This window comes from Mesosutterella multiformis (assembly GCF_003402575.1).
Classification (GTDB): Bacteria; Pseudomonadota; Gammaproteobacteria; order Burkholderiales; family Burkholderiaceae_F; genus Mesosutterella; species Mesosutterella multiformis.
The window spans coordinates 414,513-437,676 of the sequence record NZ_BGZJ01000002.1; the positions used below are offsets into that span (position 1 = coordinate 414,513).

Consider the following 23,164-nt stretch of genomic DNA (forward strand, 5'->3'; position numbering starts at 1 on the left):
GGAACACAAACGATGAAGCCGCTTAAAGCGCTCGGAGCCGTGGGAGCCGCGTCCGCCGCTCTCCTCACGGGATGCGCCGCTCCCGGAACCGCTTCTGATCAGCCCGCCTCTGAACCGATGGCGGGGATGGCAAATCCCGCTTCTGTCTGGTGCGTGAAGCATTATCACGGGATGCTCGAAATCAAAAAGGATAAGGATGGCGGCGAATACGCGATCTGCCATCTGCCGGACGGCCGCTCGATTGAGGAGTGGGAACTCTTCCGTGCTGATCACCCCCAAAAATAGGGGGTCGGCGTTCCGGCCTTCAAGTAACACCTGAAGTTGGTGAGTAACGAAAAACCGGAAAGGGATCGGTCTCGCAAGGGACCGATCCTTTTTTATTCCCCGCCCGCGTCTCCTTTATCTCCGTTTCCCCGCAGCCCCAAAAAAAAGCCCCCGGCGTCATCCGAACCGGGGGCAAGCGCTGACTCTGCAAGTCAGTGGGAGAGAAAAATAGTGTCGGGATTACTTCCGGCCGAGAACCTCTTTCGCGATGCCGGCAAAGACTTCAAGACCCGGCTCGAGATTCACGGTGTCCTGGACATCGAAGTCCGGACGGTGATGACCGTGGTGCTCGCAGCCGTAGAGGAAGAACGCGGCGTTCCCGCCATGCGCCACCACGGCGCGCGTGAAGATCGTGCAGTCTTCAGAGGCCTGCGGGGCGGTGATTTCCTTCACTTCCTTCACGTCTTTCGCGGCAGCCGCGGCCTTGCGGACCACTTCCATCGCGGCCGGGGTGGCTTTCAGGGTCGTCGCTTCGCCGACCTTCGTGAGTTTCACCTCGACCCCCAGCATCTCGGCCGCGCCCTTCACGACGGTCTGAGCCTTTTCCCACATGAAGTCACAGGCTTCTGACGTGGTGCCGCGCACCTCGCACTCCATATGGGCGTGCGCCGGGGTAATGTTGCGGCCGGTACCGGCGACGAGTTTCCCGACCGAAATCCGGGTGTCGCCTTCAGACGTCCGGCTGATCGCGGAAAGCATCACCGCGGCGTTCGCGGCGGCGAGGAGCGCGCTGCGCCCCTTTTCCGGAGCCGCGCCCGCGTGGGATTCCAGCCCCGTAAAGTCCACATCAAACTTGACGGTCGCGAGGAACACGTCGTGGCAGACACCGACTTCGTGTGAATGGCACTCGGTCCCGATGTGCCCGCCGAAGAACCAATCAACGTCATCCACGACACCGGCCGCGGTCATCGGGCTCGAACCGCGCGTCCCTTCTTCGGACGGCTGGAAAATGAGCTTCACTTTGCCAACGAGCTCATCCTTATGATCCATCAGCCACCGGGCCACCCCGAGACCCACCGCGGTGTGGGCGTCGTGACCGCAGGCGTGCATCACGCCCTTGAAGGTCGACGCGAACCCTTCCTTAGCGGGAAGGTGCACCGCCGGATCCTGGAGCTCCTGAATCGGGAGCGCGTCCATATCAAAGCGGAAGGCAAGCGTGGGACCCGGACGGCCGGTGTCGAGAATTCCGACCGCGCCCGTGTAGCCGCCCATTTCGGAGAGGAGTTCGTCCGACACCCCGGCTGACTTCGCGCGCTCAATCGCGGCGGCGACGAGTTTCTCGTCACGCCCGAGCACCGCCTCAGGCTTCACGACCTGCGTCCCGCAGAGCACCTGATACCCCAGAGCCCGAAGCCGCGTGATCACGGTCGCCGTCGTCTCGAACTCGGTCCAGCCGAGTTCCGGGCGGGCGTGAAACTTCCGGCGGGTCGCCACCATCTCAGGAACGTACGAATCAAAGTTATCAGCCATTTTCTTTTCCTTTTCCGTAATGGAGATCTCCCGCGGCAGAGAGAGGGAACGGCGTCTGACGGGAGATCTCCTGACACGGAAAATTTTCCCAAAGGGTAACCCCAAAAAACGAGGGTTTCCGAATTCATATATATGATTTGGGAAAAATGCCAAAAAAGAAATTTTTGGCTGAACCGGCGTCTGAGGCGAGAGGCGGAAACACCGAAACGCCCATAAATAAACGCCTCCGGGAGTGTTCCGGAGGCGTTTTCGCAAGGAAAATCAGGCGGGTTTCAGGAGGAACACCGCCCTCAATTGATATATATGAATTGAGGAAAGAACCCCGGTTACGGAATCCTTGTGCCGCAGTGCGGGCATTTCTGAACCGGAATCACGACGACCCCGAGAAGGCCGGTCTGCACGGGGAGCGGTTTTCCGCAGACGGGGCAGGACCAGACCTTCTGCACCGCGGCTTTCGTGACCTGCAGCCCAGCGAAAATAAAGAGGACCGCGAGCGCGACGCGCCCCGCGAATCCCTGCATCGGGAGAATCGTGGCGAGCACCAGCGCGAACATGAAGGTCGCGGTCGTCCCGAAGACTGAATAGAGCTGCGCCTTCTTATAGGTCTCGGTTTCCATCCCGGGGACCGGGTGCATCCGCTGCTTCGCGAAGTACCGAAGGACGAGCCAGAGGACCAGCACTCCGCCCCAGATAATCCAGAAAGTATTGCCGCCCTTCATAGCCCCGGCTCCTAAATAAAACACCTTAACCCGTCAATTTTACCCGTCTCCTGAAATTCCTTAACTGTATCCGTAAAAATAAGATATCTCACCGTTCTTTATGATTACAACTGACACAATAATTTCCTCGCTATAGCACGATAAAGCGCCTAGACTATACGGTGGGTGTTGGGGATCCAATCAATATACGGATGCTATCTAGTGAGCGTCCGTCCATGAGGAGTCAAGATAAAGATGAGTGAAGAATTGGAATTTTTCAAGCGTCCTGAGCCGATCACCCAGTGCGACGAAACCGTGGAATGCGATGTGGCGGTTGTGGGTGCCGGATCGCCGGGTGTCCCCTGCGCGATCCGCGCGGGTGAGCTCGGAATGAAGGTCGCGGTGCTGCAGAAGGAATCCTACGCGTCCGCCTGCGGCAACTTCGGGGCCGGCATTCTCCTCGATAAAAGTGATCCGGAGCAGGTTGAAGCCTGCGTGTCGCTCCTCGTCGCGGGGTCTGATTACCGCGCGAAGCGGGGCGTCCTCGAAACCTGGGCGAAGAACTCCGGGGTCGCCGTCTCCTGGATGGTCGACCGCGCGAAGAAAGCGGGCTGCCAGGTGGTCGATATGGGAACCGCGCCGCATAAGGCGTTCCTCGCGAAGGAAGGCTGGGATAAGCTCAATTTCACGACCTGCGTGTTCGGCCCGAAGCCCTATAACACGGGTGTCGCCGTGCAGGAGCTCGCCGACTGGGCGGAGAAGAATCTGCCTGTGAAGGTGTACTACAAGACCCCTGCCGTGCAGCTGATCCAGGATGAGACGGGCCGCATGACGGGCGTGATCGGCAAGGACCGCGCCGGGAAATTCATCCGCTTCAACGCGAAGAAGGGTGTCGTGATGGCCACCGGTGACTACGCGAACGATAAGCGGATGATGGATTACTACCTGCCGGATGTCACGAACCTTGAGCTGAAGCGCCGGGGCCGCGACGGTGACGGCCAGAAGATGATCGTCTGGGCGGGCGGCCGCATGGAAAACGTCGGCCACACGAAGATGGTCCACGATATGGACGCGGGTCCCGCGACGATGATGAGTCACCCGTACCTCCGCGTGAAGGCCTCGACCGGCCGCCGGTTCTCGAGCGAAATGGTGCCGATGGAATACATGAACTGCTTCCTTCTCTCGAAGGAAGACGCCGGCCACTACTGCCAGATCTTTGACTCGAACTATATCGAGCAGGCTAAGAAGCTCGGACTCCCGGTGGAAGACACCGAGTCGCTGAAGAACTGGATGCCGGAGGAGAAGATTGAGCATAAGGGCGTGATGGAAGGCCTGATCGATACCTGGAAAGCGGATACGCTGGAAGAACTCGCGAAGAAACTCCGCATTCAGGACGTTCCGGCGTTCCTCGAAACCGTGAAGCACTATAACGAGATGGCACACGCCGGGAAGGATACGGAGTTCGGCGTTCCGGCCGATCACCTCTGCCCGGTGGAAGCGGGTCCGTTCTACGGCATCCATCGCCACGTCCGGTTCACGGTCGGCTGCTCCGGGGTCGAGATCAACGAGCGCCTGGAATGCCTCGATAAGGACGATAAGCCGATCCCGGGTCTCTACGCGATCGGGAACCTCGCCGGCAACTTCTACGGATCGATGGACTATCCGCTTGATATCTTCGGCCTCAACCTCGGACACAATTACACCGAGGGCTATGTGGTCGCGGAGGAGCTCGCGAAGCTCTGAAGATAAGTCCCGCCCCTTCCGGGGGTGAGATTTAAATCGCACTTTTGAAGAGGAATCCCGGGTTTTCCGGGATTCCTCTTTTTCGTGTCCCTATCCCTGGGTAAACCATTTTAGTTATCGGGTATTTTCTACCTATATTGGGGAATTTCGTGTCAAAAAAATCCTGATCCTTTTTATTTCATTTCGATAGAATAGAAAGAACGAATTGATCTGATCCGGATGTCATCTTCAGCGATCTTCCGGGGTTTTGACGTGAAAAGCGTGCTTCATCGCAACCATCGCTCTTTATCCGGCCGCAGGGTGTTTTTTCACGTAACTCACCGGCTTTTCTCCTGATGTCACGGAGAGGGACCCGCGGGACGCTTCAGGGCAAGGCCGCATAAGCACCGCCTGTGACACAGAAAACCTGATTCAGATCTGCTTTTTCACTCCCGGGATACGTCTTCCGGGACTCACGCGAGAAGCCAGTGCCGGGATGGGAACCTTGGAGTTCCCGCCGGGCGCTGAATCCGGAACGGTTTCGCTTTTATTTCTCCACTATTTAAGGATTTCCGGAGAACTTCATGAAGAGTCTTACGGTATTCGATCCGGCAGCCGCTGACAACACGGGGGCGGGCGATTCCACTCCGGTCCCGGAACTGATCCGGTTCGCGTCTGACGCCGAATGGCTGAAGCGGAAGGGGGTCGCGGTTGAGCGCTGGAATCTGGTATCGGATCCAATGGAATTCGCGCTGAACCACCGGGTGTCGATGTTTCTGAAGCGGCACGGCGCGGAGGATCTTCCCTACATTCTCGTAAACGGTGCACCGGTGCTTTACGGCCGCTATCCGACACGGGCGGAACTTGCCGGATGGTTCGGGGTCTCGCTGAAGCCGACGCCTGAAGACTGTGCCGCGGCAGCGTCCCCCAGGAAACCACAATCCGTCTGGGTGTACCACGCCGCGGCGCTCCGCCCCTCCGTGATCCACGAGACACCGGGAACGGAATCCGGCACCGGGCTCCGGTTCCTCGACCGCGCCCCGAAAACGCTTTTCTTTACCGGGAAAGGCGGGTCCGGCAAAACCTCAGTCGCCGCGGCCGCGGCGATCGCGCTGACGCGCGAGGGGAAGCGGGTGCTGCTCGTCAGCGCTGACCCCGCCTCCTCCCTCTCCCAGATCTTTGAGCAGCCGATCGGGAACACCCTCTGCCCCATCAAATCGGTTCCCGGTCTCTCCGCGATAGAGATTGATCCTCGGCTCGCCGCCTTCGCGCACCGCGAGCAGATCGTGAAACCCGTGCGGGATCTGCTCCCCGAATCCGCGATCGCGTCGATTATTGAGGAACTCTCCGGCCCCTACGCGACCGAGGTCGCCGTGTTTAATGAATTCACGGGACTCATCACGAGCCCCGCGGTCGCGTCGCAGTACGACCACGTGCTTTTTGACACCGCGCCGACGGGACACACGCTCCTCGTGCTGAAGCACCTCGGAGCCTGGTGCGACTATCTGGAGTCGCGCGTGCAAAACCGTCCGGATCTCGGACCGGATTCGGAACTTGAGCGGCAGCGCCATCAGTATCAGGCCGCGATGCAGTCTCTTATCAACCCGACAAAAACCCGCTTTGTGACGGTCTGCCGGCCTCACGCGGCTTCTGTCCGGGAGGCCGCGAGAACCGTGGATGAGCTCCGGGACACCGGGATCGTGAATCAGAATCTCGTGCTGAATGGGGTGCTCCCGGAGAGTGAGGCGGGAACCGGGCCGCTCGCCACATCGATTTACGAGTGGGAATCCACGGTCCTTAAAAATCTTCCCGCGCCGCTCCCCGCGCTGCCGCGCGATATCCTGCCGCTGAAGCCCGAGAACCTCGTGGGGCCTGAGAATATCCGGTCACTCCTTCGGGATGACGGGGAGCCGGCTGAGGATGTCGAATTTGATCCGCCGCCCCCGAGGCCGCTCGCCGATCTCGTGAACGAAATCGCGGCCTCCGGCCACGGTCTCATCATGATGCTCGGGAAAGGCGGTGTCGGCAAAACCACGATGGCGGCCGCGGTCGCCGTGCGGCTCGCGGCGCTCGGCCACAAAGTCCACCTTTCCACCTGCGACCCCGCGGCGCATATCGAGGAGACGCTGAGCAGCACGCTCCCGAATCTCACGGTGTCGAAGATCGACCCCGCGAAGGAAACGGAAGAATATCGCTCGTACGTGATGGAAACGCAGGGAGCGAGGCTCGACGCCGCGGGACGAGCGCTCCTTGAAGAAGACCTCCGATCGCCCTGCACCGAGGAAATCGCGGTTCTCTCCGCGATCTCCCGGGTGTTCAGTGAAGCGGCGGATCAGTTTGTCGTGATGGATAATCCGCCGAACGGTCACTCACGGGTCTTCCTTGACCTCTCGGAAAGCTACCGCAAGGAGCAGGAGAAGAAGGCCGGGAGGACGGACGCGGAAGCCTTCCGCTCCCCGATTCTCTTCCTTCAGGATCCGACGCTCACCAAGATGATTCACGTGACAGTCGCCGAAACCACCCCGGTAGCGGAAGCACGGTCCCTTGAAGAGAGTCTCCGGAACGTGGGGATTGAACCCTGGGCTTATATCGTGAACTGCAGTCTCTCGGCCTCCTCGCCTGTCACTCCGATCCTCAGGCAGCGGGCCGCCGCGGAAATCCCGCTGATTAAGGAAATCAGTGAGCGGTCGCCGCGGCTCGCGATTGTGCCGCTTGTCCGCGAGGAACCCGTGGGGTTCGAGAAACTCCGTCAGCTCACGGAACCCAGCCCCTGATAGACGCGGCGCTTTCCGCTCCCTCCCCTCTCTCCTGCGCCCTGGAATCCAGGGCGCGTTTCTTTTAAGCTTTGAAAAACCGGCTTCAGGCGTTATGATATTTGGTTTTAAAGCATTGCTACCTATTCCTTCAGACGATAGTCTTACGACCTTCGGGTTGAAAAAAACAAAAGCACGGACATCGTTTTGACAGGAGAGTAACGGAGAGAGCCATGAAAACGGGAAAGGGAGCGGGAGCCCCTTCACGCCGAACTCGCCGGACGGGAGAAAAAACGCCTGCAAAGAAGAAACGGGTGACCGCGGCACGGATGCCGCGCGCCCCGAAAACAGAAGCGGAGCGTCTGCGGGACGCGGCCGCAGCCCTCGCGTACCTGAAAGACGCCCCGAAGCATCTCGTCTTCACGGGGCCTGTTGGCGCTGGGAAAACATCGATCGCGAGCGGCACCGCAGTGCTTCTCGCGCGGCTTGGGAAACGCGTGCTTCTCGTCAGCATGGATCCGGACATGAATCTCGCGGAGCTCTTCAATGAGCCGATCGGGAGCTCCGTCACCCCGATTCAATCCGTTCCGGGTCTCTCCGCCCTCGAACTGAATCCCAGGAAAACCGCGGACCTCTATCGGAAAAAGGTGCTGCGGCCGATGAAGGGGTTCCTGTCGGAAACGACTTTCGCCGCGATCACGGAGCAGCTTTTCGGGACGGACACCGAGGAAATTGCGTGCTTTGACCGCTTTACTGCGCTCAGAACCGACCCCAGAATCGAGGGGCCGTTTGATCACGTGATTCTCGACACCGCTCCTTCCGCTCACACGATCCGGTACCTCGGGATCCCGGCCGCGTGGAATCAGTTTTTTGAGCGGCGTCCGGACGGTCAGGCGTCGATCGCCCTCACCGCCGGTCTCGGACAGTCCCGCGCGCTTTATGACGAAACGCTTCGGACGCTGAAGGACCCACAATCAACCCGCCTTATTCTCACGGCGACGCTCTCACGCGGCCCGATCCGGGAGACCGCGAGGCTCGCGGAAGAGTACGCGGACGCCGGACTTCGGAACCTCTCCCTCGTCCTCAACGCCGAGATGGAGAAGGCCTCAGGGGAAGAAGGAACGCTTGACGCCGCGGTGTTCAGGCGTCAGCGGCAGGTCCTTCGGTCGCTTCCCAAGGCGCTTTCCGCTCTTCCCCGCACTGTGCTTCCACTGCAGTCCCGGAGGGCCGCGGGCGCTGACGCGCTTCAGGGGATCTTCCGCTGGGGCACGCGGCCCCCGGAACCGAAACCCACCGCCTGGTACCCGAGCACGAAGACGCTCGCGACACTCGTGCGTGAACTCCATGACGCGGGTCCCGGCCTTATCCTGCTGGTCGGCAAACGCTCGGTCGGGAAGACAACGCTTGCCGCCGCGATCGCGCTGCGGCTCGCCGCTCTCGGGGGTGACGTCCACCTCGTGACCACCGACCCCGCGGCGCTTAAGGCGTCCGGTATCCGGGACACGGTTCCGGGACTCGAGGTCACAGCCGTGGACCCCAGAAAAGAGACCGGGCGGTACCGGGCTCTGACGCTCAGAACGGCCGGGCGCTCGATGAAGGAAGACGAAAAAGCGCTTCTCGAAGAGGATCTCCGGGGGCCGTGGGCCGAAGAAACCGCGGTTTTTTACGCCGTGTCGCGGTACTTCCGGGAAGCGGAAACACGGTTCCTCGTGATGGATACCGCGCCTGAAGGCCATACCCTCCTTCTCATTGACGCCGCGGACACCTATCACCGGGCCGCCGCGAACCGTCTTGGGATCGAGCGGACATTCCGCACACCGCTTGAATTCCTGCAGGAACCAGCTCTCACCCGCGCGATCTTCGTCACGCGGGCGGAACCCTCCGCTCTCCGGGAAACAAAGTTCCTGAAGGACGACCTGAGGCGGGCGGGAATCGCCCCCTGGGCCTATATCGTGAATGGGAGCCTCGCGGCCGCGGGTCCGATGTCCCCGATCCTTAAAACCTGGGCCGCGGCTGAGGAGCCGCTCTTCACCCGGGTCGCCGCGAATACGAGGCGCTACGCGGTGGTGCCGCTTGAAAGCGAGAAACCGATCGGAGCCGAACAGCTGCTGAAGCTCACGGAAGAGGAAGAGCCGCAAACGCCTGAGGACTGAAATTCAGGACGGCGGAACATCCGGTCATCAGAAAAGCCTTGCGGTTTTAAACATATTCACTAAAATGCATATGACTTCTGACGCGCCGCGTGTCAGAAGTCTGTATTCCGACTTTTACCGTTTTCCGGCACACCATGATCCTTCTTCTCACGCCGCTTCAGCTTTTCAAGACGCTTTCTGACGATACACGTCTCAGCATCGTGCTACTTCTCCGCGAGATGGGAGAACTCTGTGTCTGCGATATCGGCGCGGCGCTTGATGCCCCGCAGCCGAAGATCTCGCGTCACTTAGGAATGCTGCGGGACGCGGGGGTGCTTTTGGATCGGAAGGAAGGGAAATGGGTGCACTACCGGCTTTCCCCGCAGATGCCCGCGTGGGCCGCGCGGGTGATTGAGGAAGCCTGGGAAGCGGATCGGACCGCGGCCCGGAAGCTGGCCTCCAAACTCACCTCGGTAAACGGCACCGCGGACGGCAAGTCCTGCTGCGGGTAAAAATTTTTATTCATTCATATCTGTTTTATCGAATATATACGGAGAACGCCATGAAGAAACTTTCGGTTTTTGACCCGGCGATGTGCTGCAGCACCGGGGTCTGCGGTCCGGATCCGGATCAGGCGCTGATTGATTTCGCGTCGGATTTTGACTGGCTGAAAGCGCACGGCGTTCCCGCTGAGCGCTGGAATCTCGCGAATCAGCCGATGGCGTTTGTCCTGAACCACAAGGCGTCCGCCTTCCTGAGGGCTAAGGGGTCCGATGCCCTCCCCCTCATCCTCGTTGATAACGAAGAGCGGCTCTCGGGCCGGTACCCCAGCCGGAGTGAGCTGTCCGAGTGGTTCGGCATTCCGATGACAGCCTGTGAGCGGGCGAGGGAGCTTGAGAAAAGCACCGGGATTTCCGCGGAAGCGGTCTGCGGGCCGGAATGCGGCTGCGGAGAGTCCCCGAAGGCGTCGTCTCAGTCAACCCTGAAAGACACGGTCTCGGGGCTGAAGTTCCTCGAAAACGCGCCGCACACTCTCTTCTTCACCGGGAAGGGCGGCGTCGGAAAGACCTCCGTCGCGGCCGCGGCCGCTGTTGCCCTCGCGGGACTCGGAAAACGGGTGCTCCTCGTCAGCACGGATCCCGCGTCCAACGTCTCCGAGGTATTCGATCAGCCGATCGGGAATCAGGTGACCGCGATCCAATCTGTCCCGGGGCTCTCCGCGATTGAGATTGATCCGCAGGCGGCCGCCGCCGCGTACCGGGAGAAACTGATTCAGCCGATCCAGGGGCTGCTGCCGGAAGAAACGGTCGCTTCGATCACGGAGCAGCTTTCCGGTGCCTGTACGACTGAAATCGCGGCGTTTGATGAATTTACGGGGCTCCTCACGGATCCCGGGGTGACCTCTCAGTACGACCACATTCTCTTTGACACCGCGCCGACCGGGCACACGATCCGGCTTCTTGAGCTCCCCGGAGCCTGGAGCCAGTATCTCGACGCGAACCCGAATGGAACCTCCTGCCTCGGGCCGGTCTCGGGGCTCGATAAACAGCGGAGCCAGTACGCGGCCGCCGTCCGGTCACTCTCGGACCCCGCGGAAACGCAGCTTGTCCTTGTCGCGCGGGCTCACCGGGCCTCCATCCGGGAGGCAGCGCGGACGTCTGACGAACTCGCCGGGATCAAAAATCAGTATCTGGTGCTGAACGGCGTGATGCCGGCAACCGAGTCCGCCTCAGGCGCGCTCGCGCAAAGCATCTGCCTTCGGGAGCGGAAAGCGATCACGGAAATCCCGGAGCCACTGAAAAGCCTCCCGCGGGACACCCTCTCCCTCAAGCCCCGGAATATGGTGGGGGTGGACGCGCTTCGAACGCTCTTTATAAAAGAGACCGGGACGAAGCCGGAAGCGACCGCTTTTATGCCTCCGGAACCGAAGCCGCTCTCCGATCTGATCGATGAACTCTCAGGCACAGACCACGGGCTCATCATGCTGATGGGAAAAGGCGGTGTCGGCAAAACCACGATGGCGGCCGCGATCGCGGCGCGGCTCGCGAAGCTGGGCTTCGACGTGCATCTCTCGACCTCAGACCCCGCGGCGCATGTGGACGCGGCGCTCGCGGGATCGGTCCCCGGTCTCACGGTCTCCCGGATTGATCCTGAGAAGGAAACGGAGAATTACCGCGCCCTCGTCCTGAAGACTCAGGGGGCGGGGCTCGATGAAGCCGGGAAGAAGCTTCTCGAAGAAGATCTTCGCTCTCCCTGCACGGAAGAGATCGCGGTGTTCCAGGCGTTCTCGCGCGTCATCCGGGAAGCGGATAAACGGTTCGTCGTGATGGATACCGCGCCGACCGGTCACACGCTGCTCCTCCTCGACGCCGCGGGCGCTTATCACCGGGAAGTCGTCCGGAAGATGGGAGAGACGGGAAGCGGCACTACGCCGCTCACGCTGCTTCAGAACCCCGATATGACCCGCGTCATCATCGTGACACTCCCTGAAACCACGCCGGTGCTTGAAGCGAAGGGCCTTGAAGCGGATCTCAGGCGGGCGGGGATCGCCCCCTGGGGCTATATCGTGAATGACAGCCTGGCGGCCGCGGACCCTGAGTCCCCGCTTCTCAGGGAACGGGCTACGTCTGAGCTTCCCTTAATCCGGAAGATCGAGTCTGAGTCCCCCCGGACCGCGATTGTCCCGCTTCAGGCTGAGGAACCGGTCGGAGTGGAGAAACTCCTCTCGCTCACGATCTGATCCCTCTCACTCTCCGGATAAGGGCAGCGTCTTCATCCGGTTCTCAGCGCTTTCCTTCACTCAAGTCCTTCAGGCGGTCTGATGCCGCCTGAAGCCGGGGCCCACCATGCTTCCTGCTCTCGCGATCTTTATCCTCACACTCACTCTCGTTATCTGGCAGCCGCGGGGTCTTGGAATCGGCTGGAGCGCGTCGCTCGGCGCAGTTCTCGCGCTTCTCATCGGTGTTGTGCATCTCAGTGACATCCAGACGGTATGGCATATCGTCTGGAACGCGACCGGGGCCTTTGTCGCGGTGATTCTCATCAGTCTCCTTCTCGACGCTTCCGGGTTCTTTGAGTGGGCGGCGCTCCACGTCGCGCGCTGGGGCGGCGGCCGGGGCGTGCGGCTCTTCACGCTCATCGTTCTCCTCGGAGCCGCGGTGGCCGCGCTTTTCGCGAACGACGGGGCGGCACTCATCCTGACCCCGATCGTGATCGCGATGCTCGCGTCGCTCGGATTTGGAAAAAAATCCACGATCGCCTTTGTGATGGCGGCGGGCTTCATCGCGGATACGGCGAGCCTCCCCCTCATCGTCTCGAACCTCGTGAACATTGTGTCCGCGGATTTCTTCAGCCTCGGATTTTCGGAATACGCCTCGGTCATGGTGCCGGTCGACCTCGCGTCGATCGCGGCCTCGCTTGCCGTGCTTCATTTCTTTTATCGGAAGGACATCCCAGTGTCATACGACCCCGCGAAACTTGCCGCCCCCGCGTCCGTCATCCGGGACCGCGGCACCTTTTTCACGGGGTGGGCGGTGCTTTTCCTGCTCCTCGCGGGATTTTTTATTCTTGAGCCGCTCGGCGTGCCGGTAAGCGCGGTACCGGCTTCAGGCGCGCTCATCCTTTTCGCTGCGGCTCTCCGGGGCCGCGTGATTGACACAGCCCGGGTGCTGAACAACGCCCCCTGGCAGATCGTCATCTTTTCGCTTGGCATGTATCTCGTGATCTATGGACTCCGGAACGCGGGGCTGACCAGCCTGCTCTCCTCCGCCCTTACCGCGCTTTCAAAGTCCGGTGTATGGCTCGCGGCACTTGGGACGGGGTTCCTGTCCGCCTTTCTCTCATCCCTCATGAACAACATGCCGACTGTCCTCGTCGGAGCGCTTTCCATTGATGGAAGCACTGCGTCCAGCCTCATCCGGGAGGCCATGATTTACGCGAACGTGATCGGGTGCGACCTCGGACCGAAAATCACGCCGATCGGAAGCCTCGCGACACTCCTCTGGCTTCACGTTCTTTCTGAAAAAGGGATCCGGATCTCCTGGGGTTTCTATTTCAGAATGGGAGTCGTGATGACGCTCCCCGTGCTTTTCGTTTCGCTCACGGTGCTCGCGCTGAGACTCTCACTCTGACTCGGTGAGCGGGGTTCGTTCAGATCTTCGTTATTAAATATAAGAATGACAGAATCTTAATATCTGGAAATCAGGGTTATTTTTTGCGGATCAGATTCATGACGCACCGGGGAAAATATCAGGAAAACCCGGCAGAAAATGGGTTTCCTCGCGGCCTCGGATCAAAAAAACGGAACGCTGATTTTGGTTTGCTATTGACAATGAGTATGAATAAAACTACTATTACAGACGTAGTACCAAGGGCGTTCCGCAGAGTGGTGTCTGCACAGGGGCCCTCCCGGATGCTGGCGGAAGGAAAGGAGCCGTGCGGTGTTTTGCTCCTTAACCTTTGATGCGGTTGTTCATGGCTTCTTTTCTCCGCCGGCACATTTTGTATCCTGTAGTTCTTTTACGCCTTGTGAAACTGCTGGCTTGTACTGCTTGGTACCCTGCAGTGATTGGCCCCTTTCAAAGTCCGCCGGATCTTCGGATCCCGCGGACCTTTTTTTGGCCGGAGGGTGAGACGCCGGGCGTATCGCTATTCCGAAAAGTCATATCGACACGAAAACTGTCACCTGAAACACAGAAAAAGGAATCCCCCGACGGGTGAAACCGAGAGAATAAAAGGGATTTTCTTGAATAAAGTCAAAAGTTTTACCGCTTTCACTCCGATCCCTGTCTTTTTTCGTTTTTTCAGCGCATAATATCGCTATTCCTAAACGGAATAACGACGGAAAGCCTCCGGCAGCCTCTCCCGCTTCTCCTTGGGGTCGCCTGCAAATCTGGCTTCGGGTCCGTCCGGCTCAGGGGTTCTCCCGCTCCTCGGCAATTCCGTTTCGGTAGTTCTGCGACGAGTAATCCTCAAAGGCTCGCACCTTTAAAGATTCTCTCTTTTATTACACCGGACGGTTTCTCCCCGTCCGGTTTTTTTTCTGCAGAGTTTCCGGCTCTGACCGGCCCCATTTGCCCTTCCGCTTTTCAGTTTCACACTACGGATTAACGGCAATCCGGTCTACTGCAAAATATCAAAACAGCCTTATTTCAGCCGAATTCAGTGAAAAATCGTGTTTGTCATCATTCCGTCATGAAAATTTCATGTACACGTCACGAATCCGCAACAGGCTTGAAATAATCGCCTCGTAGTATGCAGGGTACCGGGATGGAAGTGAAGAGTTGTCCCATCCCGGCCTTCCAATTTTTCAATTGATTGCATACTCGAAAATGATCACTCTCAAGCCGTTCAAAGCTGTCACTCTCGCCGCCCTTATCGCTGCCTCGACGCTCGCCGTCGCGCACGCTTCCACGATTACCGGTGCCGGCGCTTCGTTCCCCTACCTCGTTTATGCCAAGTGGGCTTCTGACTACAAGGCTGCTACCGGTAACCAGGTGAACTATCAGTCCATCGGCTCCGGCGGCGGTCAGCGCCAGATTATCGCGGGTACGGTTGACTTCGGCGCGTCTGACGATCCGATGTTTCCCGCTGAACTTGAGAAGCATAAGCTCGTGCAGTTCCCGGCCGTCATCGGCGGCGCGGTTCCGGTTGTTCACATCGCCGGTGTCAAGGCTGGCCAGCTCCGTCTGACCGGCCCCGTTCTCGCCGACATCTTCCTCGGCAAGATCAAGATGTGGAATGACGCCCAGATCACGAAGCTGAACCCGGGCCTCAAGCTCCCGGCCGCCCCGATCGTTGTGATCCACCGCGCTGACGGTTCCGGCACCACGTTCCTCTGGACCGACTACCTCTCCCAGGTCTCCGCTGACTGGAAGTCGAAGGTCGGTGCCGGCAAGGCTGTGAAGTGGCCGGTGGGCCAGGGCGGCAAGGGCAACGAAGGTGTTGCCGCTTACGTCGGTCAGCTGAATAACTCGATCGGTTACGTCGAATACGCCTACGCGAAGCAGAACCACCTCGCCTGGACCCAGCTCCAGAATAAGGCTGGCAAGTTCCTGCAGCCGTCCGGTGACGCCTTCGCCGCTGCCGCCTCCAACGCCAAGTGGAACAGCGTGAAGGGCATGGGTGTGTCCCTCGCCAACACCGACGGTGCCAAGTCCTGGCCGATCACCTCCGCCACCTTCGTCCTCCTGCAGCAGACCCAGACGAAGCCTGATCAGGGCCGCGCTGTCCTGAACTTCTTCGACTGGTCCTGGAAGCACGGCGGCAAGGCTGCTGAAAAGCTCGACTACGTGCCGCTGCCCGCCGCTGTCACGACCCGCATCCGCGCGATCTGGAAGTCGGACCTCAAGGCTGCTGACGGAAAGCCGCTGGTGAAGTAATTCCCTATCCGCCCCTGAGACCGACCCGCATCTGTCGGACCCTCAGGGGCGGTTTTCCGTATCTGGCTCTTCTCTCATCTCTATGATTACCAAATCCACGCTCGCAGACACTGGCTTCGAGAACCTCTCCCGGTTCGCGGCCATTTTTGTGTTTCTGCTCCTCGCGGCGATTCTCGTGTCCCTCGGGTTCGAGAGCCGCGACACTATCAATCAGTATGGGTTCTCCTTCCTCACCTCGTCCGAATGGGACCCGGTGCAGGATATTTACGGAGCCCTTTCGCCGATTCTCGGCACTCTCATCACCTCAGCCATCGCTCTTCTCATCGCGGTTCCGGTGTCTTTCGGCATCGCGGTTTACCTCACTGAACTCGCTCCGGTCTGGATCCGCAAGCCCTGCAGCATCGCGATCGAGCTTCTCGCCGCGGTTCCTTCCATCATCTACGGTATGTGGGGTCTCTTCGTCTTCGCGCCGCTCTTCCAGACGTACGTGGAACCGTGGCTGATCGAAGGCCTTGGGTCGCTCCCCGTGATCGGGAAGTTCTTCTCCGGCGCGCCGTTCGGTATCGGTCTTTTCACGGCCGGTCTCGTCCTCTCCATCATGGTGATTCCGTATATCGCCTCCATCATGAAGGAAGTGTTTGACATGGTGCCCCCGCTCCTCAAGGAATCCTCCTACGGTATCGGCTGCACCACCTGGGAAACGATCTGGCATGTGGTGCTCCCCTACACCCGCGCCGGTGTCATGGGCGGCATCATGCTGGGCCTTGGCCGCGCGCTCGGTGAAACGATGGCCGTGACCTTCGTGATCGGTAACTCCTTCGCGCTCCCCACCTCGATCTTCGACCCCTCGAACTCGATCGCCTCCGCGCTCGCGAACGGCTTCAACGAAGCCGCTGGGCTGCAGAAGTCCGCTCTGATTGAACTCGGTCTGATCCTCTTCCTTATTACGACGGCGGTTCTCGCAGCCTCCCGTCTGCTTCTCTTCCGCCTTTCCCGCAAGGAGGGCCGCGCATCATGACGCAATCTCACGCAACTGACTATACGAGCGCCGCGAATTACGAGGCCTCGGTGAACCGTGACGAGGAGGCCCGTAAGCGGATCCTCGCGCGCGAAGCGACTTTCCCGCTTCGCTCCGCCACTGACCGCCTGATGAAGATTCTCGCGTTCGGTGCCATGGTGTTCGGTCTCTTCTGGCTCGTGTGGATCCTCGTGACCCTCGTCCAGAACGGTGTCGGCGCGATGTCACTCACGCTCTTCACGGCTGAGACGCCTCCCCCAGGAGCCGCGGGCGGCCTGAAGAACGCGATCGTGGGTTCTGTCCTCATGGCGACCTTCGGTACGCTGATCGGCACGCCGATCGGTATTCTCGCCGGCATCTACCTCTCGGAATACGGGAAAGGCGGCTGGCTCGCTCCGGCGACCCGCTTCCTGAATGACGTGCTGCTGTCTGCCCCGTCCATCGTCCTTGGCCTCGTGGTGTACGCCGTGGTTGTGGCCCCGTCCGGTCACTATTCCGGCTGGGCCGGCGCGATCGCGCTCTCCCTCATCGTGATCCCGGTGGTGACCCGTACGACGGATAACCTCCTGCAGCTCGTTCCGAATAACCTCCGCGAAGCCGCGATCGCTCTTGGGTGCCCGAAGTCGAAGATGATTCTCTCTGTCATCTGCCGCGCCGCGAAAGCCGGCATCGTGACAGGCGTCCTCCTCGCTGTTGCCCGTATTTCCGGTGAAACGGCTCCGCTCCTCTTCACCGCGCTTTCGAACCAGTTCATGAGCTGGAACATGAATGCCCCGATGGCAAACCTCCCGGTGGTGATCTACCAGTACGCGGCCTCGCCGTTCGATGACTGGAAGCAGCTCGCCTGGGCCGGTGCCGCGCTCATCACGTTCCTTGTTCTCGCAATCAACATTTCGGTCCGCCTTCTCTTCAGAAACCAGACGAACCGCAAGTAAACCCATTTGGATATTGACAACATGACGAATACTCAGACTATGGTTCCCCCCGCGATGCCGGGCGAAGTGGACGAGGAAGAAGTGAAGATTGCCGTGAATAACGTCAACTTCTGGTACGGCGGTTTCCACGCGATCCACGACGTATCGATGCCGATCATGGCGAACAAAGTGACGGCCTTCATCGGACCGTCCGGCTGCGGCAAGTCGACGCTCCTTCGTATCTTCAACCTCATGTACCGCATGTACCCGGGTCAGCGGGCGGAAGGCGAAGTGATGCTGGATGGTGAAAACCTCCTCACCACGAAGACGCCCCCGGCGCTTATCCGCGCCCGCGTCGGCATGGTGTTCCAGAAGCCGACCCCGTTCCCGATGAGCATCTATGACAACATCGCGTTCGGCGTGAACCTCTTCGAAAAGCTCTCGAAGAAAGACATGGATGAGCGTATTGAGTGGGCGCTCACGAAGGCGGCCCTCTGGGACGAAGTGAAGGATAAGCTTGATCAGAGCGGCTACGGTCTCTCCGGCGGTCAGCAGCAGCGTCTCTGCATCGCGCGCGCCATTGCCGTGAAGCCTGAAGTGCTGCTGATGGATGAGCCCTGCTCCGCCCTCGACCCGATCTCCACGATGAAGATTGAGGAGCTCGTGACGGAACTGAAGCGTGACTACACGGTCGCGATCGTTACTCATAACATGCAGCAGGCTATGCGCTGCTCGGACTACACCGCTTACATGTACCTCGGACGCCTCGTCGAGTACGGCGAGACGAACCAGGTCTTCAATCATCCGCGCCAGAAGGAAACGGATGACTACGTGAGCGGCCGCTTCGGCTAGTCAACCGGTTTCGGCTGAGAGGAGCCCTGCCGCAGGAGTGCGGCCCTGGAACCCGGAAGGACGCGAGTCCTTCCGGGTTCCTCGTTTCGGGGACCGGTCAGAACCCCTTCTTTCCCCATTTTCCGGGCGTCCCGGTGCGTTTTTCCGTGTATCAAAAGTCACTCATAAAACGAATAAAACCGATTCTTAAATAATGCTTAAACAATTGAAATTGCAACAATAAAAAAGCCTCGCATTATTTAAACCGACGCCTATAATCGATATTAACAGTGGACAGATACTCCTCGCGGAGCGGCGGAGGAGCTGCCCGGGAAACCCCTCTCTTCCCGCCTCCCCTGCCGCTCCGTCTATGTGAAAAGGAATTGAGCATGAACGTCTATGACTTCAGCGGCAAAACCCCGAAGGGTGAAAAGTCGCTCCGCGACTACGAAGGGAAAGTCCTTCTCATCGTGAACACCGCGAGCAAATGCGGTTTCACGCCGCAATTCAAGGAGCTCGAAGACCTCTACCTGAAGTACAAGGACCGGGGTCTTGAAGTGCTCGGTTTCCCCTGCAACCAGTTCGCGGAGCAGGATCCGGGGACGGACGCCGAAATCCATGAGTTCTGCCAGCTGAATTACGGGGTGACGTTCCAGGTATTCGGAAAGGGTGACGTCCGGGGTGAAAACGCCCAGCCGCTCTTTAAGTGGCTGACGTCACAGAAGGGCTTCAAGGGGTTTGATGAAAGCCATCCGATCGCGAAGATCCTCGAAGGGGTTCTTAAAGAAAAGTTCCCCGAGTATCTCGAAGGGGACGGTATCAAATGGAACTTCACGAAGTTCCTGATCGACCGCGAGGGGAACGTCGTGGATCGGTTTGAGCCGACGACGGTGCCTTCCGCGATCGCGCCTGAAATTGAGAAGCTGCTCTGAAGCGCGGCTTGAAGTAAGAAAGATCTCTGTGGTGGGACCTTCCCGTTAACCGGGAAAGGACGGGGAACCGGACTAATCAACCGGTTCCCCTTTTTTGCGCCATGAAGCTTGAGATGCCGGGCTCCGGGGCTCAGCCCGGAACCCGCTTTTCCACTCTCAGAAGAGGATCTTCGCGCCGACAAACGCCCCGGCGTTCCAGTAGCTGTGGGAGCCGGCCTGATAGAGCGCCGCGCCCCAGAGGTTGACGTTCTTAGAGACCTTCCCTTCGATCCCGAACTTCACTTCGCCGAAGTTCCGCGTTCCTTCGATCCGGTCCTTCACGCCGTCATACACAACCCCGAAGTTCTTCGTGTCGTGGTACCAGTTGAGGGTGAGGTACGGCTTGATCGCGCGGCCGGTCTTCGGGTTCGTGAAGAGGTGGTACGCGGTCGCGCCGATTCTCGTACGGACGTTCCCGGCACCGGTTCCCTGAACGGTGAAGTTTTCGGCGTCGACATGTTCATCGGCTCGGACTCCCATGCGGATAACCTGAGCCTGCAGCTGGAGCCGCGTCGCGTTCTGCGTGCCGCTCGCGCTCACCCAATCCTTAAGCCCAAACGTGTAGCCCGCTTCAAGAGAACCGGTCCAGCCTTTCGTGTGATACTCTTCTTCCGCCGCGCTGCTCGCGTGGACCTTATCCGTGAAGTGCTGGTAAATCATCCAGAGATCCGCGTACGGACCTGTCGCTTCAGGCTTGTCATTCATGTAGGTCGCGTAGAAGCCGGCCGAATAGCCGGAGAGTTTCCCCTTCGACGTGAGCCCGATGTCGCTTGACCGGGTCTTCGTGCTCTGATGCGCGTAGCCGCCCATGAGACCGACATGGAACCGGTGGTCGCCGGAACCCGGCCACGTGACGAGGTCGCCGCCCACCTTCACGACACCATACGTGCCGCGGTTTGTCAGCTGATCGTCATACATGGTGGTGTGGTTCTTCCCGCCCTGCATCCGGATCCAGACGTTTCCGGACTTCTTCTGGCTCTTCAGTGCGTCCGAGTACCGCGTTTCACCCAGCCTGTCATAAAGCGACATCGTGAAGAGCGTGTTCGACGCGAGCATATTCGCGGCGTAGCTTCCGAGTTCAGGCTTCACATAGTGAACGGCCGGGTCCGTCGGATCCACTGCCGGAATGACATCCGGCTGGACCGGATCGGGATCGTCAATCGTTTTCGGAAGAATGATCTTCGCGGCGTCCGGATCCCGCTGACTCGTGAGGTACCAGTCGCTTCCGATCTTCTTCAGCTCATAGATATAAGCGCCGGCCGTAAGGCGGTTCGATTCCGGTTTCGTGAAGACCGCGTCAGACGTTCCCGCCACCTGGACCACCTTGATGCCGTCAACCGTCTGGCTTCCCCAGCCGGACACCTTGGTAAAAACGAGGTTCGCGGTGCCGGAGGTGTTTCCGTTCACGGTGATTTCGTCATGCGCCGACGCGTCACCCTGAAGCACAGTGCTCATGTTCACGGTACCGCCGTCAGCCGAATAATCGCCGTCTATCGTGAGCGTAGTACTCGTGAAGCCGGTCGACGCGGCCGCCGGGAAGTTGATCGTGCCGGACGACTGCTTGAGGGTCGTGACTTCGGACGCCGCCGCCATATTCCAGACCGCGGACGCGTCCGTGAATTCCAGATCCGTTGTGCCGCCGGAAAGCGTTGAGGTGCCGTTCCAGGTGCCGCCGAGCGACGTAGTGACCGCCGCGCCGTTTGAAGAGGTAAGATTCCCGTTCACCGTAGTGCCCGGTTCAAAGGACTCAATCACCTTGGTGCCAGAGCCGGTCCCCGACACATCGCCATTCAGGACCGCGGAACCCATGAGGAAAAGCCCGGCGGTGCCGCCCGCGGACGCCGTCGTTGTTCCATTGATTACGCCTTCATCCTCAGCGACCCGGTAAAGTATGGAATTCGCGTCTTTCACCGTGTAGTCGCCTGTCGCGGTCGCCGAATCACTGACCGCGATCTCGCCTAACGCGCCGCCTGACACATTCATATTTCCTGTGTAGGATGCGGTGCCGCTGCCATTCATGCTGAACGTTGAGGGAACGCCGCCTGAGGACTGGCCGGTAACGGTGATGTTCCCCTTCATAGCGGAAGCCGCTTCGAAGACGCCGTAGATATGACCGCCATCCTCGACTGTTGAGTCACCGGTATATGTTGAATTTTCGGTGAAAGTAAACGTAATAAGGCTTCGGTAGTTGTCGTTCTGATCCGACTCGTGATCCGGCGCGATGCCGGTCGCATGAAGATCGCCGGTCAGGGTCGAGTTCCCGGCAAGCGAAAGCGACGTGGACGCGCCTCCGGAAGACGTAAAGTCCGCGGTCACTGACGCCGTGTCCTGTGCCTGAACCACGACAAAACTCCGGAAATCCTGCGACACCACGCTGGTTTTGTCCTGGTCCGCGGCGATCGGTCCCATCACCGCGTCGCCGTGAAGCGTGATCGCGACAGAACTCCCGCCTTCGCTCTTCACGTTATTCGCTTTGAGATATGAGCCGGTGCCGGTTTCATAAATCCCCACGTAGCTCGCCTGGCTCGCCGTGATGTCTCCGTTTACCTTGACGCTTGTCGCCATCTGACCGCTGTTGACCGAGACATTGCCGCCCATGGCCATAATGGAGGACAGATCGGCGTCATTCAGTATCTCGATTGGGCTATTTCTGGCCTCGATCGTGACGGAACCGGCATTCCCGCTGCCGTCATCCATCGTCATGATCACCGGAATTTATCCGTTAGGGTATTGATTACCATTGAAGCTCAGCAGCTGAACGCCAGTTCCGTTGGGGTCGAGTGATGTGATGTGGACAGAACCGCCAAAGGCATATATGGAACCACCGCCCTTCGTTTCCATAGCATCATTCTCTTCGCCATCCCCCCAGACTTTGACGCTGCCGGCCTGAAGCGTTACAGACCCTCCGTACGTATAAATTCCCGCGGTCCCGATACCGTGCGAAACCACAGAGATACTGCCTTCACTTCCGTTCTCGCCTGAACCGGATACTTCAACTCTTCCTTCATTAACGTAAATTCCATACGCCATGGAAGAGATGACGGTTTCGGAAGCCCCCTCTATCCTGAGCACAGAGGGGGCAGACTCAAGGTCAATCGCGTTCCCGGAAGGAGCTCCCGCGAGGGACTGGATCACCGCCTTCCCGCCATTCAGCTTCAGGGTCACATTGGATCCTGCTGTGGCATCATCTGATCCGTGTTCTCCAGTATCAGTAGCTTGGATCGTCGAACCATTGCCATCCGAGGTTGTCAGCGTCAGATCTCCCCCGATCGTCGCGGTCACGGAAGAACCGTAACTCGTTTTGATCGCGACTCTCGGGACCGTGACAGACAGATCACCCGCGATATTAAGCGTAATGTCAGACCCCGGGTAAGCGCTGTTTGTGGCGATACCGCTGTAAGTCTGATACAGATAATCGGAGGTGCCATCATCCGTGATGGTGAGAGATTTCGCGGTCACCGTGATGCCGCCCTCCGCTCCCGGTTCGACCGGGGCGTGGATCACATCGGAGGCGGGTGTATCACTGGTGTAGTGAATCTCAATATCCGTGTCTGGCTCATTTATTGATGTGGATATCCGCGTGAGAGTTTCCGCGCCCGCGCCTGACGCCATCGCGAGAAGCGCGGCAGCGACCGCCGCGGTCACGGCTTTCCCAGTCAGTATGATGGTTTCTGCGTGTCTCATGGTCTTTTTCCTCTGTTTTTCGGAATCCGTTTCTGAAATCAATGGAATCCTTTTCTCAGTCTCCGTTCAGATGGCTGTCTGAAACGGATTCACGGTTTTGATCTCTCAGCCATTCATCCGCGCTGAATGAAACCGCGCGGCCGGTTCAGAATCGGAAAACATCGCGGAACTGACCGCTCTTTGGCCGGAAGACTGATGGATGTCATAAAGGAGGCGTCGATCGAAATCACCGAAGCGCCTCCTTTTCTGAAGAGGACCGGGCAGCCG

16 protein-coding genes are annotated in these 23,164 nt (G+C 59.4%); 12 read left to right on the forward strand and 4 right to left on the reverse strand.

Going from position 1 to position 23,164, the window contains the following annotated elements; translation table 11 throughout:
• Window positions 1-12 precede the first annotated feature (12 nt).
• A complete protein-coding gene (locus M4NBBH2_RS10460) occupies window positions 13-285 on the forward strand; it encodes a putative hemolysin (protein ID WP_116270914.1) in 273 nt (90 codons plus the stop codon).
• Window positions 286-504: 219 nt separating this feature from the next.
• On the opposite strand, the gene M4NBBH2_RS10465 is transcribed toward M4NBBH2_RS10460, so the two are convergent.
• Window positions 505-1,794, reverse strand: a complete 1,290-nt coding sequence (locus M4NBBH2_RS10465) for an amidohydrolase (protein WP_116270915.1) — start codon at window positions 1,792-1,794, stop codon at window positions 505-507.
• 326 nt (window positions 1,795-2,120) lie between these two features.
• The gene (locus M4NBBH2_RS10470; protein ID WP_116270916.1) at window positions 2,121-2,513 is read right to left on the reverse strand and encodes a TFIIB-type zinc ribbon-containing protein; all 393 of its coding nucleotides are present in this window, start codon (window positions 2,511-2,513) and stop codon (window positions 2,121-2,123) included.
• A 234-nt stretch (window positions 2,514-2,747) separates the two neighbouring features.
• On the opposite strand from M4NBBH2_RS10470, the gene M4NBBH2_RS10475 reads away from it, so the two are divergent.
• From M4NBBH2_RS10475 to M4NBBH2_RS10525, 11 genes are all read left to right on the forward strand, one after another.
• Complete coding sequence (locus tag M4NBBH2_RS10475) at window positions 2,748-4,235, forward strand: FAD-dependent oxidoreductase (RefSeq protein ID WP_116270917.1); 1,488 nt, start codon at window positions 2,748-2,750, stop codon at window positions 4,233-4,235.
• A gap of 563 nt (window positions 4,236-4,798) precedes the next feature.
• On the forward strand, window positions 4,799-6,988 hold the full coding sequence (locus M4NBBH2_RS10480) for a TRC40/GET3/ArsA family transport-energizing ATPase (RefSeq protein ID WP_116270918.1): 2,190 nt from the start codon (window positions 4,799-4,801) through the stop codon (window positions 6,986-6,988).
• Window positions 6,989-7,281: 293 nt separating this feature from the next.
• Entirely contained in the window at window positions 7,282-9,120 is a 1,839-nt protein-coding gene (locus tag M4NBBH2_RS10485) for a TRC40/GET3/ArsA family transport-energizing ATPase (protein ID WP_170135160.1), read from the forward strand.
• A 134-nt stretch (window positions 9,121-9,254) separates the two neighbouring features.
• Window positions 9,255-9,611 (forward strand): metalloregulator ArsR/SmtB family transcription factor, encoded by a 357-nt coding sequence (locus M4NBBH2_RS10490; protein WP_116270920.1) that lies wholly within the window; start codon window positions 9,255-9,257, stop codon window positions 9,609-9,611.
• 50 nt (window positions 9,612-9,661) lie between these two features.
• Window positions 9,662-11,839: an arsenical pump-driving ATPase gene (arsA, locus tag M4NBBH2_RS10495; protein ID WP_116270921.1), complete on the forward strand. Its 2,178-nt coding sequence runs from the start codon at window positions 9,662-9,664 to the stop codon at window positions 11,837-11,839.
• A gap of 106 nt (window positions 11,840-11,945) precedes the next feature.
• Window positions 11,946-13,229, forward strand: a complete 1,284-nt coding sequence (locus M4NBBH2_RS10500; RefSeq protein ID WP_116270922.1) for an arsenic transporter — start codon at window positions 11,946-11,948, stop codon at window positions 13,227-13,229.
• Window positions 13,230-14,429: 1,200 nt separating this feature from the next.
• Window positions 14,430-15,479: a phosphate ABC transporter substrate-binding protein PstS gene (pstS, locus tag M4NBBH2_RS10505; protein ID WP_370685646.1), complete on the forward strand. Its 1,050-nt coding sequence runs from the start codon at window positions 14,430-14,432 to the stop codon at window positions 15,477-15,479.
• Window positions 15,480-15,561: 82 nt separating this feature from the next.
• Window positions 15,562-16,497, forward strand: coding sequence for a phosphate ABC transporter permease subunit PstC (pstC, locus tag M4NBBH2_RS10510; RefSeq protein ID WP_116270923.1), 936 nt, complete (start codon window positions 15,562-15,564; stop codon window positions 16,495-16,497).
• Between the two features lie 131 nt (window positions 16,498-16,628).
• Window positions 16,629-17,432, forward strand: coding sequence for a phosphate ABC transporter permease PstA (gene pstA / locus M4NBBH2_RS10515; protein ID WP_116271120.1), 804 nt, complete (start codon window positions 16,629-16,631; stop codon window positions 17,430-17,432).
• Between the two features lie 54 nt (window positions 17,433-17,486).
• Window positions 17,487-18,263, forward strand: coding sequence for a phosphate ABC transporter ATP-binding protein PstB (gene pstB, locus M4NBBH2_RS10520; protein ID WP_238691419.1), 777 nt, complete (start codon window positions 17,487-17,489; stop codon window positions 18,261-18,263).
• 368 nt (window positions 18,264-18,631) lie between these two features.
• Window positions 18,632-19,174 (forward strand): glutathione peroxidase, encoded by a 543-nt coding sequence (locus M4NBBH2_RS10525; RefSeq protein WP_116270924.1) that lies wholly within the window; start codon window positions 18,632-18,634, stop codon window positions 19,172-19,174.
• 156 nt (window positions 19,175-19,330) lie between these two features.
• On the opposite strand, the gene M4NBBH2_RS10530 is transcribed toward M4NBBH2_RS10525, so the two are convergent.
• Together M4NBBH2_RS10530 and M4NBBH2_RS10535 are read right to left on the reverse strand one after the other, a co-directional pair.
• Entirely contained in the window at window positions 19,331-21,916 is a 2,586-nt protein-coding gene (locus M4NBBH2_RS10530) for an autotransporter outer membrane beta-barrel domain-containing protein (RefSeq protein ID WP_125064671.1), read from the reverse strand.
• A gap of 12 nt (window positions 21,917-21,928) precedes the next feature.
• Window positions 21,929-22,897: a hypothetical protein gene (locus tag M4NBBH2_RS10535; protein ID WP_125064672.1), complete on the reverse strand. Its 969-nt coding sequence runs from the start codon at window positions 22,895-22,897 to the stop codon at window positions 21,929-21,931.
• Window positions 22,898-23,164: the final 267 nt, after the last annotated feature.

Coding starts and splice junctions, on each gene's coding strand:
- M4NBBH2_RS10460 (WP_116270914.1), top strand. CDS start 13: ATGAAGCCGCTTAAAGCGCTCGGAGCCGTGGGAGCCGCGTCCGCCGCT.
- M4NBBH2_RS10465 (WP_116270915.1), bottom strand. CDS start 1,794: ATGGCTGATAACTTTGATTCGTACGTTCCTGAGATGGTGGCGACCCGC.
- M4NBBH2_RS10470 (WP_116270916.1), bottom strand. CDS start 2,513: ATGAAGGGCGGCAATACTTTCTGGATTATCTGGGGCGGAGTGCTGGTC.
- M4NBBH2_RS10475 (WP_116270917.1), top strand. CDS start 2,748: ATGAGTGAAGAATTGGAATTTTTCAAGCGTCCTGAGCCGATCACCCAG.
- M4NBBH2_RS10480 (WP_116270918.1), top strand. CDS start 4,799: ATGAAGAGTCTTACGGTATTCGATCCGGCAGCCGCTGACAACACGGGG.
- M4NBBH2_RS10490 (WP_116270920.1), top strand. CDS start 9,255: ATGATCCTTCTTCTCACGCCGCTTCAGCTTTTCAAGACGCTTTCTGAC.
- arsA (WP_116270921.1), top strand. CDS start 9,662: ATGAAGAAACTTTCGGTTTTTGACCCGGCGATGTGCTGCAGCACCGGG.
- M4NBBH2_RS10500 (WP_116270922.1), top strand. CDS start 11,946: ATGCTTCCTGCTCTCGCGATCTTTATCCTCACACTCACTCTCGTTATC.
- pstS (WP_370685646.1), top strand. CDS start 14,430: ATGATCACTCTCAAGCCGTTCAAAGCTGTCACTCTCGCCGCCCTTATC.
- pstC (WP_116270923.1), top strand. CDS start 15,562: ATGATTACCAAATCCACGCTCGCAGACACTGGCTTCGAGAACCTCTCC.
- pstA (WP_116271120.1), top strand. CDS start 16,629: ATGAAGATTCTCGCGTTCGGTGCCATGGTGTTCGGTCTCTTCTGGCTC.
- pstB (WP_238691419.1), top strand. CDS start 17,487: ATGCCGGGCGAAGTGGACGAGGAAGAAGTGAAGATTGCCGTGAATAAC.
- M4NBBH2_RS10525 (WP_116270924.1), top strand. CDS start 18,632: ATGAACGTCTATGACTTCAGCGGCAAAACCCCGAAGGGTGAAAAGTCG.
- M4NBBH2_RS10530 (WP_125064671.1), bottom strand. CDS start 21,916: ATGACGATGGATGACGGCAGCGGGAATGCCGGTTCCGTCACGATCGAG.
- M4NBBH2_RS10535 (WP_125064672.1), bottom strand. CDS start 22,897: ATGAGACACGCAGAAACCATCATACTGACTGGGAAAGCCGTGACCGCG.